Origin of the sequence: Klebsiella aerogenes KCTC 2190 (assembly GCF_000215745.1) — a bacterium.
GTDB lineage: Bacteria > Pseudomonadota > Gammaproteobacteria > Enterobacterales > Enterobacteriaceae > Klebsiella > Klebsiella aerogenes.
In genome coordinates this window covers 815049-832336 of sequence record NC_015663.1, presented here as the reverse complement: position 1 = coordinate 832336, position 17288 = coordinate 815049, and the positions used below count along the sequence as shown (strand labels likewise).

Genomic DNA, 17288 nt, shown 5'->3' with positions numbered 1-17288 from the left:
GGCCGTCAGGAGGCCAGTGCGAGCACCGCGCGTGCTGTTGTCTCTTCCGTTACCAGGCCATTAATGCGCTTGCCAATCAGAGCGGCATGAATCGCCTGCGCTTTTTGTTCTCCCCCGGCGACGCCGACAATGGTTGGCAGCTGCGCCAGCTCATCAAGGGTTATGCCGAGCAGTTCCCGATGGATCTCCAGTCCTTCTACCGGCCGGCCGTCGGCCTGCAGGAAATAACCTAAAATATCGCCGACCGCGCCTTTGCGCGCGTACATCAGCTGTTCGCCCTCGCTGATATAGCCGGAGCGTAAAATGGTGGCGTCGCGCCGCTGATCGATGGCGCCAATGCCAACCACCGCCGCGTCCGCCGCCGTCGCCGCCAGCATCACGTCGCGCACGCTCGACTCGCAGCGCAGGATCTCGGCGACCTCCGCCGAAGAGACCCGCAGCGGCGCCGGAATAATGCTGACGCTGCAGGCGGCATCAAGCTGGCCGATGCCGGTCATATAGGGGCCGACGCCGCCGGAGAGGGTCACCAGCCGCACCTGCTGCGAGCCGATAAAGCCGCTGAGATGCTGCAGGCAGCTCATGGTGGCTTCGCCGAAACCGACTGCCAATAATTGCCCCGGTTGCAGAATGCCCATCAGCGACTGCGCCGCGCCGATACCCAGCCGGGTATTCATCGGCGGGGTGTTGAGCGCCGGCAGAACGCGGGCAATCTTGAGGCCAAAACGCTGCTGGAGTTCACTTTCCAGCGCCAGACAGCCCTCATAGCGCGAGTTGATCTGCACGCGGATCACCCCGGACTGGCGGCCTTTCTCCAGCAGACGGGAAATCTTCAGCCGCGGCAGCCCCAAACGCTCGCCGATGTCATTTTGCGTCAGGCCGTCGTGGTAGTAGCACCACGCCACCCGCGCCACCAGCTCTTCCTCGGCTAACGCCAGCCCGGCGTAGCGGTTCTCTTCCGTAATGCGTTTTTCGCTCATAAATTGAACTCTTATAAAAATTTAGATCATATGTTCGCTATTGCGTGATCGGAAAGTGTGAGCCGACTGGCAAAACGGATCTTTCATCGCTGGCCCATTTTTTCCTGATGATCTAAAGCACCAAAGTGTGATCTTCGCACGGTTGTAAATATAGTTCACCGTCTACGCTTTTGAACATTATTAAATTTAAAAATCATTTGTTCAATCGAGGCGCGATGATGAAGCCACTGCTTGAAGCTCGCCAGATTTGCAAACAGTTCTCCGGCGTTGCGGTGCTCAAGGGCATTGATTTCACGCTAGGCGCGGGCCAGGTGCATGCGCTGATGGGCGGCAACGGCGCGGGTAAATCGACGCTGATGAAGATCATCGCCGGCGTCGAAACGCCGGATAGCGGTGAACTGACGATCGGCGAACGCGCGTTTGCGCGCCTCAATCCGGCGCTGGCTCATCAGTTAGGCATCTATTTGGTGCCGCAGGAGCCGATGCTGTTTCCCAACCTCAGCGTGCGCGAGAACATTCTTTTCCGCCTGCCGAAGCGGGCGGATACCGTCGCGCGGTTGCAGGACAAACTGCAGCAGTTGAACTGCCAGATCAACCTCGACGCCAGCGCCAGCACGCTCGAGGTAGCCGATCAACAGATGGTCGAGATCCTGCGCGGGCTGATGCGCGAGGCCAGGATCCTGATCCTGGATGAACCCACCGCCTCTTTAACGCCGGGTGAAACCGAGAGACTGTTTAGCCAGATCCGCGCGTTACAGGCGCTGGACGTTGGGATCGTCTTTATCTCACACAAATTGCCCGAAATCCGCCAGCTTGCCAGCCATATTTCGGTGATGCGCGACGGCGCGGTGGTGCTGAGCGGCGAGACCGCGGCATACCGCGATGAGCAACTGATTAACGCGATGACGCCGGTCAGCCGCGACCATGCGCTGAGCGACACGCAAAAGCTGTGGCTGTCGCTACCGGGCAACCGCCGTACTCAACCGCAGGACTTTCCCGTGCTGCGGGTGGAAGATCTTACCGGCGAAGGCTTTATCGATCTCAATCTGGAGATCCGCGCCGGAGAGATCGTCGGTCTGGCCGGGTTGGTGGGATCCGGGCGCACCGAATTTGCTGAAACCTTATACGGCCTGCGTACACCGCGCGCCGGGCGAATCTGGCTGGAGAACCGCGAGATTAGCCGCGACAGCACCCGCGCCAGGTTGGCCAGCGGGCTGGTCTATCTGCCGGAAGACCGCCAGGTCTCGGGGCTGTTTCTCGATGCGCCGGTGCGCTGGAACACGGTGATGTTCAATCAGCCGTCGTGGTGGCAGCAGGGGAAACGGGAGGCGGCGGTGGTTGAACGCTATCACCGGGCACTGGGGATCAAGCTGGCCGATGGCGATCAGCCGGTGCGCACTCTCTCTGGCGGCAACCAGCAAAAAGTGCTGCTGGCGCGCTGTCTGGAAGCTAATCCGTTACTGCTGATTGTCGATGAGCCGACGCGCGGCGTGGATGTCTCCGCCCGCACCGATATCTATCAACTGCTAAAAAGCGTTGCCGCGCAAAACGTGGCGGTGCTGATGATCTCTTCCGATGTGGATGAGTTCGTCGGCCTTGCCGACCGGGTGCTGGTGATGCATCAGGGCCGCTACAGCGGCGAGCTGGCGCGGCAGGCGGTGACCGTCGATCGCATGATGACCCTGGCCTTCGGAGGACAGGCATGAAAACGTTACTGAAGAATCGCGAACTGAGCGCCTTCTTTGCCATCGTGGCGCTCTTTGTCGTGCTGGTGGCGCTCAATCCAGCCTATTTCAGCCTGCAGACCCTGGCGATGATTTTCGCCAGCTCGCAGATCCTCTGCCTGCTGGCATTGGGCGCGACGCTGGTGATGCTGACCCGCAATATTGACGTGTCGGTAGGTTCGACCGTTGGGCTGTGCGCCATCGCCGTCGGCGTGGCGCTGAACTACGGTTACGGGCTGGCGACGGCTATCGCCTTCGCGCTGGCGATTGGCGCGCTGGCCGGAGCTTTTAACGGCCTGCTGGTGGTGGGGCTGCGCATCCCGGCGATCGTCGCGACGCTCGGTACGCTGGGGTTGTATCGCGGGGTGATGTTGCTGTGGACCGGTGGGAAATGGATCGAGGGTTTGCCCGACAGCCTGAAATCGCTCTCGGAGCCCGCGTTTATCGGCGTGTCGCCGCTGGGCTGGCTGGTGCTGGCGCTGCTGCTGGCAGGCGGCTGGCTGTTGTCGCGCACCGCATTCGGTCGTGATTTTTACGCCGTTGGCGATAACCTCGCCGCCGCGCGTCAGCTGGGGGTGGCGGTCAACCGCACGCGGATGCTGGCCTTTACTCTCAACGGTATGCTGGCGGCCTGCGCCGGGATCGTCTTCGCCGCGCAGATTGGTTTTGTGCCTAATCAGACCGGCAGCGGCCTGGAGATGAAAGCCATCGCCGCCTGCGTGCTGGGCGGGATCTCGCTGCTCGGCGGCACCGGCACGCTGCTTGGCGCGTTTCTCGGCGCCTTTTTCCTCACCCAAATTGACACCGTACTGGTGCTGTTCCGCCTTCCCGCCTGGTGGAATGACTTTATCGCCGGCCTGGTGCTGCTCGGTGTGCTGGTGCTCGATGGCCGCCTGCGTCAGGCGCTGGCCCGCCATCAGCGGGCGCTGAAGTACAGCCGTTTTCAGCCAGGTAACAAAGGAAGCAAACAGGTTGCCCGCTTTCCCGAACGCAAAAGCAAAGAGGTGGCTTAAATGAAGCTGAAGCTTAACTGGGAAAGCGCGCTGCTGGCGTTGCTGATCGCGGAAATCCTGCTATTCGGCACCTTGAATCCGCGCATGCTGGATATCAATATGCTGCTCTTTAGCACCAGCGACTTTATCTGCATCGGCATCGTCGCGCTGCCGCTGACGCTGGTGATCATCAGCGGCGGGATCGATATTTCGTTGGGCTCGACCATCGGCCTGTGCGCCATCGCCCTCGGGGTGATGACCCAGGCGGGCTGGCCGCTGTGGCTCGCGGTATCGCTGACGTTGCTCTTGGGGCTGCTGTGCGGGTTATTCAACGCCGCGCTGATTCACTACACCGGCATCAGCCCGCTGGTGATCACGCTTGGTACGCTATATCTGTACGGCGGCGGCGCGCTGTTGCTTTCCGGGATGGCCGGCGCGACCGGTTACGAGGGGATTGGCGGTTTTCCCGATAGCTTCACCGCCTTCGCCAATTTAACCCTCGCCGGACTGCCGCTGCCGCTGGTGCTATTCGCGATTATCACCTTTTTCTTCTGGCTACTGGCCCATCGCGGGCGCTTTGGCCGCCACCTCTTTTTGCTCGGGCAAAACCCGCGCGCCGCGCGCTATGCCGCGCTGTCGGTGAACGGCATCCCGTACGTGCTGTATGGCCTGGTTGGCGTCGCCTCGGCGGTCGCGGCGCTGGTGATGGTCTCCTATTTCGGCTCGGCGCGTTCGGATTTAGGCCGCGACCTGCTGATGCCGGCGCTGACCGCGGCGGTGCTCGGCGGGGCCAATATTTACGGCGGCTCGGGATCGATACTAGGTACCGCGCTGGCGGCATTGCTGGTGGGGTATCTGCAACAGGGTTTACAGATGGTCGGCATCCCCAACCAGGTGTCGAGCGCGCTGTCAGGGGCGCTGTTGGTTGTGGTGGTGATGGGGCGTTCGCTGAGCCTGCACCGTGAATGGGTGCGCGCGACCTGGCGGCGTCTTTTCTCGCATAAAACAATCGGAGCATAAAATGAAATTAAAACTGATCGTGCTGGCGCTGGCGATGAGCGTAGTCACCGCACAGGCGGCGGACCGCATCGCCTTTATTCCTAAGCTGGTCGGCGTCGGCTTCTTTACCAGCGGCGGCAACGGCGCGAAAGAGGCGGGGAAAGCGCTGGGCGTGGATGTCACCTATGACGGTCCCACCGAGCCCAGCGTCTCCGGCCAGGTACAGCTTATCAACAACTTCGTCAACCAGGGCTACAACGCGATTATCGTCTCCGCCGTCTCGCCGGATGGCCTGTGTCCGGCGCTGAAGCGGGCGATGCAGCGCGGGGTGAAAGTCCTGACCTGGGATTCCGATACCAAGCCGGAGTGCCGCAGCATCTATATCAACCAGGGCACGCCGCAGCAGCTCGGCGGCCTGCTGGTCGAGATGGCGGAAAAGCAGGTCAGCAAACCTGCCGCCAAAGTCGCGTTTTTCTACTCCAGCCCGACGGTGACCGACCAGAACCAGTGGGTGAAGGAAGCCAAAGCCAAAATCGAAAAAGAGCATCCGCAGTGGCAAATCGTCACCACCCAGTTTGGCTATAACGATGCCACCAAATCGCTGCAAACCGCCGAGGGGATCTTAAAAGCGTATCCGGATCTCGACGCCATTATCGCGCCGGATGCCAATGCGCTGCCGGCGGCGGCGCAGGCGGCGGAGAACCTCAAGCGTCAGGGCGTGGCGATCGTCGGCTTTAGTACTCCGAACGTGATGCGCCCGTACGTTGAGCGCGGCACGGTGAAAGCGTTCGGCCTGTGGGATGTGGTTCAGCAGGGCAAAATTGCGGTTAACGTCGCCGATCGATTGTTGAAAAAGGGCGATCTTAACGTCGGCGACAGCGTTGAGGTGAAAGATATCGGCTCGCTGAAGGTCGAACCGAATAGCGTGCAGGGCTACCAGTATGAGGCGAAGGGCAACGGTATCGTGCTGCTGCCGGAGCGCGTGGTGTTCAGCAAAGAGAACATCAACAACTACGACTTCTGACGGAGGAAAAGATGGCTGATTTAGACGATATCAAAGAGGGTAAGGACTTCGGCATCGATCGCCCGCAGCAGAATACGCTGTATACCCTGAAAGGCTGTGGTTCACTGGATTGGGGCATGCAGTCACGGCTGGCGCGCATCTTTAATCCGCACAGCAACCGCACGGTGATGCTGGCCTTCGATCACGGTTACTTCCAGGGGCCAACGACCGGGCTTGAGCGTATCGACCTGTCGATTGCGCCGCTATTTGCCGACACCGACGTGCTGATGTGTACCCGCGGCGTACTGCGCAGCCAGGTACCGGCGGCCACCAATAAGCCGGTGGTGCTGCGCGCCTCCGGCGGCAATTCGATTTTGAGCGAACTCTCTAACGAATGCGTGGCGGTGGCGATGGAAGACGCGCTTCGTCTCAACGTTTGCGCGGTGGCGGCGCAGGTCTATATCGGCAGCGAATACGAACATCAGTCGATCAATAACATCATCAAACTGGTGGATGCCGGCAATCGCTACGGTATGCCGGTACTGGCGGTTACCGGCGTCGGCAAAGAGATGACCCGCGACGCGCGCTACTTCTCGCTGGCCAGCCGGATTGCCGCCGAAATGGGGGCGCAGTTTGTGAAGACCTATTTCGTTGAGGAAGGCTTTGAAAAAGTTACCGCCAGCTGTCCGGTGCCGATCGTCATCGCCGGCGGTAAAAAACTGCCGGAGCATGAGGCGCTGGAGATGTGCTGGCGGGCGATCGACCAGGGGGCGTCCGGGGTGGATATGGGGCGCAATATCTTCCAGTCCAGCGCCCCGCGCGCGATGCTGAAGGCGGTGAAAAAGGTGGTGCATGAGAATCTGAACGCGCGCGAAGCGTATCAGTTCTGGCAGGAAGAGAAACAGGGAGAGCTGAAATGAACGTGACGCTGGTGGAGATCAATATTAAACCCGAGCGGGTGGATGAGTTTCTCGAGGTGTTTCGCGCCAACCATGAGGGCGCGCTGCGGGAACCAGGCAACCTGCGCTTTGATGTCCTGCAGGATCCCGAGGTGAAAACCCGCTTTTTTATCTACGAAGCCTATAAAGACGATGAGGCGGTGCTGGCGCATAAGAAGACGCCGCACTATTTAGCCTGCGTCGAAAAGCTGGAGGAGATGATGTCGCAGCCGCGGCAGAAGCGCAGCTTTATCGGCCTGTTACCGCAGGTGTGAGGTTCCCTCTCCCCTGTGGGGAGAGGGTTAGGGTGAGGTTCCCTCTCCCCTGTGGGGAGAGGGTTAGGGTGAGGGGAAAACGCTAGGGCTTACGGAAAAACTCGTTATACAACATATATAAATGCGCCGCGCTCCACGAGAAGTTAGGCGCCCCCTGCTGGGCGCCGGTCAGCGGATTGTAGTTCTCCTGAATAGGGCCATCGGCGGTTAAGCCTTTGGCGTGCTGGAAGAAGGCGTCCGCCAGCTTCAGCGCCTCATCGCGATGACCGTAGCGCTCCATTCCCTTCAGGCCGAACCAGAACTGATCCACCCACACCCGTCCGCGCCAGTAAATATCGGCGCCAAAGGCCGGGTTGGTCAGCGCGGCGGTACCCAGCGGCACAAAGGTGTTGAACTCTTTCGGGTCGAGCATCACCGAAACCACATCGTCAGCATGTTGCTGCGTCGCCGCACCGTTAAACAGCGGCGACCAGCCTTCCGGCCCTTTGCCGCGCTCGACGATCGGTTTACCGGCGCAGCCGTTGGCCTGCGGTTGTTCTTCGATACGAATGTCGTAATAGAAGCGAGTCTGCGGGTCGAACATGCAGGTATTGATATAATCCGCCAGCTTCGTCGCCAGCGCCTGATAGCGCTTTGCCTCTTCCGCTTTGCCAAGAATGGTCGCCATCTGCGCCAGATAATGGTTATCGCTGTACATATAGCTGGCCTGATCGACCGACTCCTGAAGCAGCGAATACCCCAGCAGGTTGCCGTTGCGGTCGCGGTTTTCGGCGAATTTCACCGTCCAGTCGCTGCGTTTGCCGCCGTTGGCGACGTATTTATCCAGCTGTTCTTTATCGATAAAACCAAATACCGCCGCATCGTCGCGCCCGGACTCCCACGACGCCGCTACCTGCGCCGGAATTTCGAGGCTGTCGTAATCGCCTTTGGCCGTCACCTGTTCGTAGGCGCGAAGGCCCGAAAGCGTCTGCTCGGTTTGCCCTTTTTTCACCGTGAACAGCATGGCGCCGTCGGCGGTGTTGTGCGCCTTATCGCGGGTCGCGCCATATTCCGGCACGCCGTTACCGTTATGGTCGCGATTGCGCAGCCACCAGTCGTGATAGGCCACCAGCTTCGGATACATCTCTTCCAGCCACGCTTTATCTTTGGTGACGTTATATACCTCCATCACCGACCAGGCCGCGAGGCTTGGCTTGGTGTTGCGTTCGTTCCAGTTGCCGCCGTCGCCGCCGCGCTCGGGGCTCAGGTTCCAGGCAATCAGATCGGGCACAAATCCAGCATCCTGCGGGCGCACCTTATCATTGGCTTTAATCTGCCAGGAGAAGACGGCGCGGATATTCTCTTTGGCGATATCCGGGTTGAAGTGGGCCATGGCGTAGGCCTGTTTCCAGGTATCCCACGGCCAGGTCTGGTTGCCGGAGAACCAGCGGCCAGTCACGGATGGAGTGACGGTGTGGTAATGCACCGCGCCGCCCGGCGCGCGCCAGTTGCCGTTGAGCGTCTCAATAGCTTTCACCGCCACGCGGGTCTGTTCGGCGGTAGCGTCGGGGTTGCTGAGCCCTTTTTGCAGATAACCGTCCCAGCGCTGTTCGGAGGCGGCGAGATAGTAAGCCGGCCGCGCCAGAATATCGCGGATCTGCGCTTTTTCCCGCCGCGCTTGCTCCGCAGTGAGTAGGTGCGAATAGGTGGTGTAGAGGGTGGTGGAGCCGCGGATCTCCGCGCTGCTGGTGAAGCGGTGGCCGTCGATACGGGTCTCGGTTGCCAGCGAACGGTGGATCTGATACTGCGATTCGCCGGAGGTCATCAGGTCGGAGGCGGCGCGAACCTTGCCAAAGCTGACCGTCAGGCCGTCGGGCGTGGCGCTCAGACGGCGCTGATAGTCCGGGAAGGCTTCATCAATGGTTTTGTTCGATAGCGCTTTACCCTCTTTGGCGGCCAGTTTTTCCAGCAGTTCGCCATCCCACACCAGCTTCAGCGGAGTGTTGCTGGTGATTTTGGTCTCCAGCAGTGAAGTGTGGGCGCTGGCGAAGCGCAGCGTCATCTCCACCTTCACGCCGGGGGCGGTCAGCGTTTGTTTCAGCGCGCCCGGCAGGCTCCAGGCCTGCAGGGTGAAATCGACCTTTTTGCCGTTCTGATACACCGTCAGGCGATCGAAGTTGGTGGCCATAAAGTTGATGTACTCTTCGGTCAGCAGCGCCGGGCCGGGGAAGCCGCCCATGGTCGCCGGGCCGTCGGGCAGCAGGTGGCCGTGCCACGCCCCGAGGTCGAAAAAGGGGTTGAAGCGCTGGTGGTCGTCGGCGTCGAAATCCTGCATATACTGCGGCGCGCCGCTGCGGTCGATGACGTTTTTAAACGCCTGCGCGGTGACGGCGTGGGCGGAAAAACTCAGCATCAGCGCGCAGGCCAGCGGCGTCAGCGTAGTGGTGAGGTTCATGGTATCTCGGCTCCTTGTTACCAGTAGAAGTATTGCATCAGGAAAATTTTGTCGCTCGGGTCGCCGCTGGTGTTGCTTGTGTAAAAACGGCTGTCGGCGGCGGTGGCGAAACGCCCGCCGCCGTATTCGTACCAGATGCCAAATTGCATAAACGCGGTGGTTTCATCAGCGGCGTGGTCCGGGCGGTGTTTGGCGTAGCTGTATGCGGTGGAGAAGTAGAGCCCGCTTAATGCTTCATACATGGCGCTGGCCATAAAGCCGGTTTCGCTGCCGGGGACATCCAGCCCTTTGGCGCGGCCGGTATGGTGCCAGGCGCGGAAGGCCAGATTGGGCGACAGAACGCCGGTCAGGAATAGCTGCCCGGTGCCGTCGGTCACTTCAAGGCCGTTCATCCAGGTGACGTCTTTGACGATGTCGTACTGTACGTAGCCGTTGATCATCGCCGGATAGGTGTACTTATCGTCATAGCGGTCATATTTGCCGAAGTGCAGCCAGGCCTTGCTTTCATCGTGATGCCCGGCCGGCGTGGCGGTGACGCTATAGCGGAAATCGCCGCTGCGGTTTTGTACCTTCAGCGCGTACATGATGTCGCGGGTATTGGGGATCACGTAACCCAGATCGGGGGTAAAGTCGCCCCACCACTGCAGGTCGTCCAGCGACGAGTCCTGGCGCAGGCTGAGCATGATCTCGGTGTTGTTATCGGTTTTATAGCCGCCATAGAGGCGGTTAAGGCCGCCTTCCACGCCGCCCCAGCTGTGGCCCGGCGTCCAGGCATTGCCCTGGCTATCGGCTTGTACCGTCCAGGCTTCGCCGTAGATCAGCCCGAACCAGTGGCCGTTTTTGACCTCCAGCCCGCCCTCGATATAGGTGCCATCGCTGTATTTATGTTTATCCTCGCCTTCTAAATCCATATATCCGCCAACTCCCAATTCGCCGTAAAAGCGATAGGAGGTGGTGGTTAATTCCGGCGTTTTGGTATCGTCGTGCTCGGCCGGATGGACAGTCTCAGCGGCCGCCGCAGGGGCGCAAAAAGCCAGGGCAACGAGTGCCCCGTATAAGTAAGAGTTAGTTTTCATTTTTTTAAGGTATTTAAGAGGTATGGGAAGCCGGAGCCGCTTCTATTTGTTGTTGTTCCTGGGTTAATCCTTTGACGTATCTGCTGTATTTCCACCACGCGAAGCCAAGGAAAATCACGATCCCGCCGACGTTGTAGAAAATGATGGTCAGGATGTTGCCGCCGGTTGGGAAGGTTGAGGCGACGAAACCGATGGCGAAAATCACAATCAGCATGGATACCACCACGATGCCGGTAGTACGCGAGCCCATGCGGAAATCGCGCGGCAGATGGTCGAGCTTGCGGCGCAGGTTGAGGTAGGCCAGCATGATGAACAGCGGCGGCAGCATGGAAGCGGCGGCGGTCATGTTGATGATGGTGTTCATCAGATCCTGCACGGTGTTGGATCCCAGCGTCGGGATAATCATCAGCGGAATGACGATCAGATACTGGATCCAGGCTGCGCGCGCCGGGACGCCGTTCTCATTGAGCTCGACGGTTTTCTTACCAAAGATGCCGGAGGGGATTTCCGAGAAGAAAATTTTAACCGGGGTGGCGGTCCACATCAGCAGCGAGCCAAACATCGCGGTAAACGAAACGAGGCCGACGAAGCGGTTCATCAGAATTTCCGGCAGGCCAAAGTAAGCCGCCAGGCCGTGGAACACCTGCACCGATCCGCCGGTAAACTTCAGCTCTTTACTGCTGACGAAGACGTTGATCAGCACGGAGGAGATCGAGTACAGCACGCCGATGAAGATCCCGGCGAGGATGATCACTTTGACGAAGGATTTCGAGCCGCCTTTCACATCGTTGACGTATACCGCCACCGATTCCGCGCCGCCCGCCGCCATAAAGATCCACGTGGTAATACCAAGGAACGCCCAGTTGAAGTTAGGGATCATCGCCTCGACGGTGATCGGATCCGCTGGCTGCACGCCGCCCACCAGCGCGGTACCGGCCAGCAAAATATAGGAGAGCGTCAGCAGCAGCATCAGCGATGAGGTAACGGAGGTGATAGGCCCCAGCATTTTCGCGCCGTTGGTGGAGATCCAGGTGGAGAAGGCGAACAGCGCCATGCTCAACACGGTGGTGGCGAACGGCGTCAGAATGTATTCGTAGCCGAGGAAGGCGTAAGAGGCATAGGCGATCACGCGCGGCAGCAGCGAGGTGAAGAAAAACAGATTTACGAACCAGTAGGTATAGGCGGTTATAAACGCCCAACGGCCACCGAGCGAACTCTTCACCCAGGCGTAAACCCCGGCCTCGGAGTTTTTATTCAGTGACACGAACTCGGCGATAATCAGGCAAAACGGAATGAAGTAGAATAGGGTAGCGAGGAAGAACATCGGCGCCGACGCCAGCCCCAGTTCGATATTGTTGTTGATGACGTTATTGAAACTGTAAACGGCGGCAAAGGTCAGCGATAACAGGCCGAACTTGCCGATGGTATTACGTTTAGTATCAGACATAACACATCTCCACACATTGTCCTTCAGAGGGTCGCTGAAGGGGGTTGTGTTGTTTGTAGGGTAGAGGTAGTTAAGAATTAATGTCGATTTTAGTAAAAGTTTTAGTAAATAGAAGTAAAGAAACCGAATAGCTTTAACTCGATCACGAAAAAGGTTGAGTAATATGTAATCAGGCGAGGGATAAAAAAATCCCGCCAGCCGACGAGGGGCTGACGGGACGACAGGAACGTTATTTACCGGCGGCGGCAGCGTTAACCGGCGCCGCGGCGCGCAGACGTTGCTGCTTTTTTTCAAAGCGGGTGAGCCACCACCACGCCAGGCCGGAGAAGACCGCGGTCATAAAGACGTTGATAAAGAAAGCGTTAACCAGATCGACGCCCGGCGGGAAGGCGGAAGCGGTCATGCTAACCACGAAAATCACTATCAGCATCGATACCACGCTCATGCCCACTTTCCTTGAGCCCATACGGAAGTCGCGCGGCGTGTCATCGTGTTTCCAGCGGAAGACGAAGTAGGCGGCCATGATGAACAGCGGCGGCAGCATGGCGGTGCCGGCGGTGAGGTTAATGGCGGTGTTCATCATCTGCTGCACGCTGGCGGAACCGAAGCCGTTAACAATCAACATCAGGAAGACGAACAGGAACTGCCACCAGGCGGCGCGTACCGGCACGCCGTGAGCGTTCAACTCGGTGGTTTTCTGGCCGTAGATACCTTTCGGGATTTCCGAGAAGTGGATTTTGACCGGCGCGGCGGTCCACATCATCATGCTGCCGAAGATGGCGATAAACAGAATGATGCCGACGAAGCGGCCCATCAGCGCTTCAGAAATGTGGAAGTAGGCGCCGAGACCGGTAAAGATTTCCACCATTCCGCCGGCGTAGGTCAGGTTTTCACGGGCAACAAAGACGTTAACCAGCAGCGAACCTAAGGCATACATACCGCCAATCAGCACCCCGGCGGTGATGATGACTTTAATAAAGGATTTCTGCCCGCCCTTGGTGTCGTTGAGGTAGGCGGCAACGGTTTCCGCGCCGCCCGCGGCCTGGAAAATCCAGCACATGATACCGAGCGTCGCCCAGTTGATGGTCGGCTCCATCGCCGCCAGGGTAATCGGCTGCGCCGGGACGTGACCGGAACCCAGTGCGGTCAGCGCGCCGACGACGTAAATCGCGAACAAAGCGAACACGCCGTAGGCCACGCATTCGGAAATTTTACCCAGCCAGGTCGCCCCCTTGGTGGATATATGGGTGGCCATGGCGAACAGCACGATGGAGATAAGCGAGGTCACCATCGGCGAGAAGGGGATCGCGTACCCGGTGATCGCGTATGAGGCGTAGGCCACTACGTTCGGCAACAGCGAGAGGAAAAAGAACAGGTTCACAAACCAGTAGAGGAAGGAACCAAGATAGGCGGCGCGGGTACCCAGCGGCTGCTTCAGCCACGCGTACATCCCGGATTCGGAGTGTTTATTGGCCGAGACGAATTCGGCGATGATAAACACGAACGGGATAAAGTAAACGATAGTGGCGAATAAGAAGATAGGCGCGGAACTGAGACCTAACTCGATGTTATTATTGACGATATTTCGCACGTTAAAGACGGCGGTAAAGGCCATCGATAGCAGCGCGAACTTGCCGATTTTGGCACGTACAGACTCGGACATACGTCCTCCAATCATTCATCTACCCGCTTTAGCGGGCTGGAACCGAAAGGCCAACGGGCGTACCCGTTGACCTCCCTTGTCGCTTAACGCGGGTTTACTTATTGAGGAAGTATCCGTCTTCAACCGTGACTCGCAGCACCACTTTTTTTACCGGCGCATCGCAGATAAAGCGGTAGGCTTCGTCGATATCGCAAATCACCATCTGCCCTTCGTGAACCTTCACCGTTTCACCGATCCCTTTCAGGTACTCGCGATCGGTTTCGTCGCGGTAGCAGGCGACGGTTTGCAGATTTTCTTTGGCGGCAAACTCGATTTTCTGCTGCCCTTGCAGGTAATAGTGCACCTCAAAGTAGCGGCGGTTGCCGACAAATAGCGCGTCGGTCGTACTATCGGTTTCCACCCGATAGGAGAGAGAATCGCCAATGGAATGCGCCACGCCCGGGCGGATGTTGTCGATGTTATTGATGGCTTCCACGCAGCGCTGCCATTTGCGGCCGCTATGATAAACCTGCTTAAACTGTTCTAAATTATCGAGAATTCTCATTGTTCAGCCTCGCTGTGTGCAACGGGGGAAAAGAAACCGGCGCCGAAGCTATGGTTCGCCAGTACCTGCGAGGTGCCGCATCCGCCCTCCAGCGGCAGCAGCGTAAAGCCATAGTTGAAGGTGTTGAGCCAGACGCGCCAGCTATCCAGCACTTCGCTGCCCCAGGAGTTGGAGCCGAGGCCGAGCAGTTGTGCATCGATATTCAGGGTGATGTCATCGCTGCGCTGCAGTTCGTTGCAGTGCTGGGCGGCGTGCAGGTTTTCTGCCGTAAAGTGCCATGCGCTGACGTTGAGCGGATTGCGCGGAACGACCAGCAGACCGCTGCCGTGGCGGTCGCTGAACGATGCCCAGCGCACGTGCTGACGATTACCGTTGTTCTGCGGGAATGGATAATTGACGAACATATCGTCGACGGTGGTATGCCAGATATCAATGATGTTGCTTTGCTGGCTGTCGGCGTAGTTCTCGCCCGGCCCGCGGCCGTAGTAGTTCACCTGGTCGAACTCACCGTTAATGCCCAGCATAAAGCCGATGCACGGGACAATGTGTGGATAGTCGCCGTAGCGCTCGCCGGCCAGCTCAACGTTGATGTGGCCCTGCGGGGTAATCTGCCAGCGATAGGTACAGCGCATACCGAAGTCGAACACCGGCGGCGCAATCACGCTGCGGGTGGTGATCACCACCGTTTCGCCCTCTATTTCAGCGCTGAATTCGCGCAGATGCTCCTGCATTATCTGCAGGTGGGCCGGCTGCCACAGTCCTTCGTATTCCTGTTTATGGTTATCAATCATTGGTTTGAAGAAGTTAATCTTCGGCTCGCGGGTTACCTGGTCGACGCCGTTGACCTGCCATTCGCTCAGTTTGCCGCTGACCTTGCTGAACACCACGCGGAAGTTATGGCCGCAGATGGTGTAGCTGAGGCGTTCATCGACAATCTGCAGCGGCGTGGCGCTGGCGTTTAACAGCGGGGTTCGCGCGGCGGTTCGCGCTTTAAGTGGGAACTGATAGACGGCGATATCGTGATTGGCTTCGCTATACGGGGTGCGCGAATCTTTGGTCACCATGATGTTGACGAACGCCTCACGCTCGTCGAGCTGCGGCAGGGCGATTTGCAGGTCGCGGCCGCTGTTCGGCGCCAGGTCTTGCACTTTCAGCAGCTGACTGGAGAGCGTTTCGCCTTCGGCGCGCACTTCAACGCGCAGGGTGTAGTCATCGAGAGTGGAGAACCACAGTTTGTTTTCCACCCGCAGTTCGCCGCGGCAGATATCCCGTGCCTGTACTTTCACCGGGGCGATGACCTGCTTGTATTCGCGCAGGCCCGGCCCCGGCGTCTGGTCGGAGAAAATCAGACCATCGAGGCAGAAGTTGTAGTTGTTCGGGTAGTCGCCGTAATCGCCGCCAAATTTGTACCACACCGTACCGTTATCGTCGCTGGCCTGGATCCCGTGGTCGCACCATTCCCACACGTAGTGGCCCTGGATACAGTCGTGCTGGTAAAAAACATTCTGATATTCAGTTAATCCGCCGGGACCGTTGCCCATCGCATGGGCGTACTCACAGATAATGCGTGGTTTTTCATGCGGATGCTCGCCAAATTCGTTCATCAGCGGCACGCGGGTGTACATGGTGGAGATGATATCCACCACCTCGGCGTCGCGATCCTCTTCGTAGTGCACCAGCCGGGTATCATCCAGCGCTTTGGTGGCGTGGTACATGGCGCGGATGTTGCAGCCATAGCCGGATTCGTTACCCAGCGACCAGATGACGATCGACGGATGGTTTTTCTGCGCGTGCACGTGGCGCACGATGCGCTCAACGTAGATGTGTTCCCAGGCCGGGTCGTCGGTGATGGCGCTGAGGTTGCCGACGTTGGCGAAACCGTGGGACTCCACGTCGGTTTCCGCCATCACGAACAGTCCGTAGATATCGCACATTTCATAGAAACGCGGGTCGTTCGGATAGTGGGCGGTGCGTACCGAGTTGATGTTGTGCTGCTTCATCAACAGCAGATCTTTTTCCACGCGATCCATGCCGACCGCGCGGCCTTTCAGATGGTCGTTATCGTGGCGGTTCACGCCGTGCAGCATTACGTAGCGGTTGTTGATGTAGAACAAGCCGTCACGCACTTTGATATCGCGGAAACCGACGCGCTGCGGAATGATTTCCAGCACCTCGCCGGCGGCGTTTTTTAACGTCAGCACCAGATGATAGAGATACGGGCTTTCCGCCGACCACTGCTGCGGCGCGCTCACATCAATCGTGAAGCCGGTGTTTAGCTGCTGGCTGACCTGCAGTTGACCGACGTTGCCCGAATAAAGCGCCTTTTCGCCGTCGAACAGGGTATATTCCAGCGTCGCCGCCGTCGTCTGCGGAGCCAGGTTTTCCAGCGTCAGCTGGCAGGAGAGGATCGCGTCGATGTAGTCATCGTTAAAATCGGTGCGCACGGTGAAGTCCTGTACGTGCAGCGGATTTTTCCCCACCAGATAGACGTCGCGGAAAATGCCCGCCGACCACCACATGTCCTGATCTTCAATATAGGTGGAGTCCGCCCACTGCATCACGCGCACGCACAGCAGGTTGTCGCCGGTTTGCACCGCCGCGCTGATATCGAACTCGGCGGTCAGGCGGCTGCCTTTGCTAAAGCCGATGTACTGGCCGTTAACGTAGACTTCGAAATAGGTTTCGACGCCATCGAATTTGATGATGGTTTGCTTGCCTTGCCAGCCGTCGCCGACGGTGAACAGGCGCTGGTAGGCGCCGGTCGGGTTATCGGTCGGGACATAGGGCACGTCGATGGGGAAGGGGAAACCTTCGTCGGTGTACTGCAGCTGGCCGTGGCCTTCCATCTGCCACATGCCCGGCACGGTAATCGGCCCCCACTCGTCCTGAAAGCGCGAGGTAAAGCTCTCCGGTACCAGCAGCGGGTTGGTGAAGAAGCGGAAGTTCCACTGCCCGCTGAGGGACAGGAAGCGGCTACTGGTTTCGCGGGCGAAGGTCCGCGCCTGGGCCAGTGAGTCGTAAGAGAAGAAATACGCCCGCGGCGGCAGCCTGTTTTCATGAGTGAGTTGAAGGTTTTCCCAGCGATTCATATCGCCTCCCTGAACGGCTTAGTAAGATAAAACTCATTTTAGTAAAACTTTTACTAAATAAAATCGCCAGGGATGATTTACTTTAACTCGATCACAAAATGAACCGCTTTGTGTCGGGTAGCGGCTT

Annotated in this window: 13 protein-coding genes; 6 read left to right on the top strand and 7 right to left on the bottom strand. The window is 58.6% G+C overall.

The features are described from left to right. Positions 1–5: 5 nt before the first annotated feature. The gene (lsrR, locus tag EAE_RS04015; RefSeq protein WP_015703559.1) at positions 6–977 is read right to left on the bottom strand and encodes a transcriptional regulator LsrR; all 972 of its coding nucleotides are present in this window, start codon (positions 975–977) and stop codon (positions 6–8) included. A gap of 218 nt (positions 978–1195) precedes the next feature. Here lsrR and lsrA point away from each other — a divergent pair, with 218 nt between their 5' ends. From lsrA to lsrG, 6 genes are read left to right on the top strand one after another with little or no spacing between them, the layout of a single operon-like run. Continuing rightward, the gene (gene lsrA / locus EAE_RS04010) at positions 1196–2683 is read left to right on the top strand and encodes an autoinducer 2 ABC transporter ATP-binding protein LsrA (RefSeq protein ID WP_015703558.1); all 1488 of its coding nucleotides are present in this window, start codon (positions 1196–1198) and stop codon (positions 2681–2683) included. Further along, complete coding sequence (lsrC, locus tag EAE_RS04005) at positions 2680–3714, top strand: autoinducer 2 ABC transporter permease LsrC (protein WP_015369589.1); 1035 nt, start codon at positions 2680–2682, stop codon at positions 3712–3714. Before lsrA ends, lsrC begins: the two co-directional genes overlap by 4 nt. Beyond that, positions 3715–4713 carry an autoinducer 2 ABC transporter permease LsrD gene (lsrD, locus tag EAE_RS04000; protein ID WP_015703557.1) on the top strand — a complete coding sequence of 333 codons (999 nt, stop codon included), beginning with the start codon at positions 3715–3717 and terminating at the stop codon, positions 4711–4713. A 1-nt stretch (position 4714) separates the two neighbouring features. Continuing rightward, positions 4715–5716 (top strand): autoinducer 2 ABC transporter substrate-binding protein LsrB, encoded by a 1002-nt coding sequence (gene lsrB, locus EAE_RS03995; RefSeq protein WP_004144833.1) that lies wholly within the window; start codon positions 4715–4717, stop codon positions 5714–5716. Between the two features lie 11 nt (positions 5717–5727). After that, on the top strand, positions 5728–6615 hold the full coding sequence (gene lsrF, locus EAE_RS03990) for a 3-hydroxy-5-phosphonooxypentane-2,4-dione thiolase (RefSeq protein WP_002917724.1): 888 nt from the start codon (positions 5728–5730) through the stop codon (positions 6613–6615). Next, positions 6612–6908, top strand: a complete 297-nt coding sequence (lsrG, locus tag EAE_RS03985; RefSeq protein WP_004181386.1) for a (4S)-4-hydroxy-5-phosphonooxypentane-2,3-dione isomerase — start codon at positions 6612–6614, stop codon at positions 6906–6908. Before lsrF ends, lsrG begins: the two co-directional genes overlap by 4 nt. Positions 6909–6990: 82 nt before the next feature. Here lsrG and ygjK read toward each other — a convergent pair whose 3' ends face one another. The 6 genes from ygjK to ebgA form a co-directional block, all read right to left on the bottom strand. Further along, complete coding sequence (ygjK, locus tag EAE_RS03980) at positions 6991–9342, bottom strand: alpha-glucosidase (RefSeq protein ID WP_015703556.1); 2352 nt, start codon at positions 9340–9342, stop codon at positions 6991–6993. Positions 9343–9359: 17 nt separating this feature from the next. Beyond that, positions 9360–10418 carry a protein YgjJ gene (gene ygjJ / locus EAE_RS03975; protein WP_015703555.1) on the bottom strand — a complete coding sequence of 353 codons (1059 nt, stop codon included), beginning with the start codon at positions 10416–10418 and terminating at the stop codon, positions 9360–9362. A gap of 13 nt (positions 10419–10431) precedes the next feature. Further along, positions 10432–11865, bottom strand: coding sequence for an amino acid permease (locus EAE_RS03970; RefSeq protein WP_015369594.1), 1434 nt, complete (start codon positions 11863–11865; stop codon positions 10432–10434). 229 nt (positions 11866–12094) lie between these two features. Beyond that, positions 12095–13528 (bottom strand): amino acid permease, encoded by a 1434-nt coding sequence (locus EAE_RS03965; RefSeq protein WP_015703554.1) that lies wholly within the window; start codon positions 13526–13528, stop codon positions 12095–12097. Between the two features lie 94 nt (positions 13529–13622). After that, positions 13623–14072 carry a beta-galactosidase subunit beta gene (locus tag EAE_RS03960; RefSeq protein ID WP_004900777.1) on the bottom strand — a complete coding sequence of 150 codons (450 nt, stop codon included), beginning with the start codon at positions 14070–14072 and terminating at the stop codon, positions 13623–13625. Then, entirely contained in the window at positions 14069–17161 is a 3093-nt protein-coding gene (gene ebgA / locus EAE_RS03955) for a beta-galactosidase subunit alpha (RefSeq protein ID WP_015703553.1), read from the bottom strand. The genes EAE_RS03960 and ebgA overlap by 4 nt, the downstream gene beginning before the upstream one ends. Positions 17162–17288: the final 127 nt, after the last annotated feature.

Excerpts from the sequence above, each read along its gene's own strand:
- lsrR (WP_015703559.1), bottom strand. The coding sequence starts at position 977 with ATGAGCGAAAAACGCATTACGGAAGAGAACCGCTACGCCGGGCTGGCG.
- lsrA (WP_015703558.1), top strand. The coding sequence starts at position 1,196 with ATGAAGCCACTGCTTGAAGCTCGCCAGATTTGCAAACAGTTCTCCGGC.
- lsrC (WP_015369589.1), top strand. The coding sequence starts at position 2,680 with ATGAAAACGTTACTGAAGAATCGCGAACTGAGCGCCTTCTTTGCCATC.
- lsrD (WP_015703557.1), top strand. The coding sequence starts at position 3,715 with ATGAAGCTGAAGCTTAACTGGGAAAGCGCGCTGCTGGCGTTGCTGATC.
- lsrB (WP_004144833.1), top strand. The coding sequence starts at position 4,715 with ATGAAATTAAAACTGATCGTGCTGGCGCTGGCGATGAGCGTAGTCACC.
- lsrF (WP_002917724.1), top strand. The coding sequence starts at position 5,728 with ATGGCTGATTTAGACGATATCAAAGAGGGTAAGGACTTCGGCATCGAT.
- lsrG (WP_004181386.1), top strand. The coding sequence starts at position 6,612 with ATGAACGTGACGCTGGTGGAGATCAATATTAAACCCGAGCGGGTGGAT.
- ygjK (WP_015703556.1), bottom strand. The coding sequence starts at position 9,342 with ATGAACCTCACCACTACGCTGACGCCGCTGGCCTGCGCGCTGATGCTG.
- ygjJ (WP_015703555.1), bottom strand. The coding sequence starts at position 10,418 with ATGAAAACTAACTCTTACTTATACGGGGCACTCGTTGCCCTGGCTTTT.
- EAE_RS03970 (WP_015369594.1), bottom strand. The coding sequence starts at position 11,865 with ATGTCTGATACTAAACGTAATACCATCGGCAAGTTCGGCCTGTTATCG.
- EAE_RS03965 (WP_015703554.1), bottom strand. The coding sequence starts at position 13,528 with ATGTCCGAGTCTGTACGTGCCAAAATCGGCAAGTTCGCGCTGCTATCG.
- EAE_RS03960 (WP_004900777.1), bottom strand. The coding sequence starts at position 14,072 with ATGAGAATTCTCGATAATTTAGAACAGTTTAAGCAGGTTTATCATAGC.
- ebgA (WP_015703553.1), bottom strand. The coding sequence starts at position 17,161 with ATGAATCGCTGGGAAAACCTTCAACTCACTCATGAAAACAGGCTGCCG.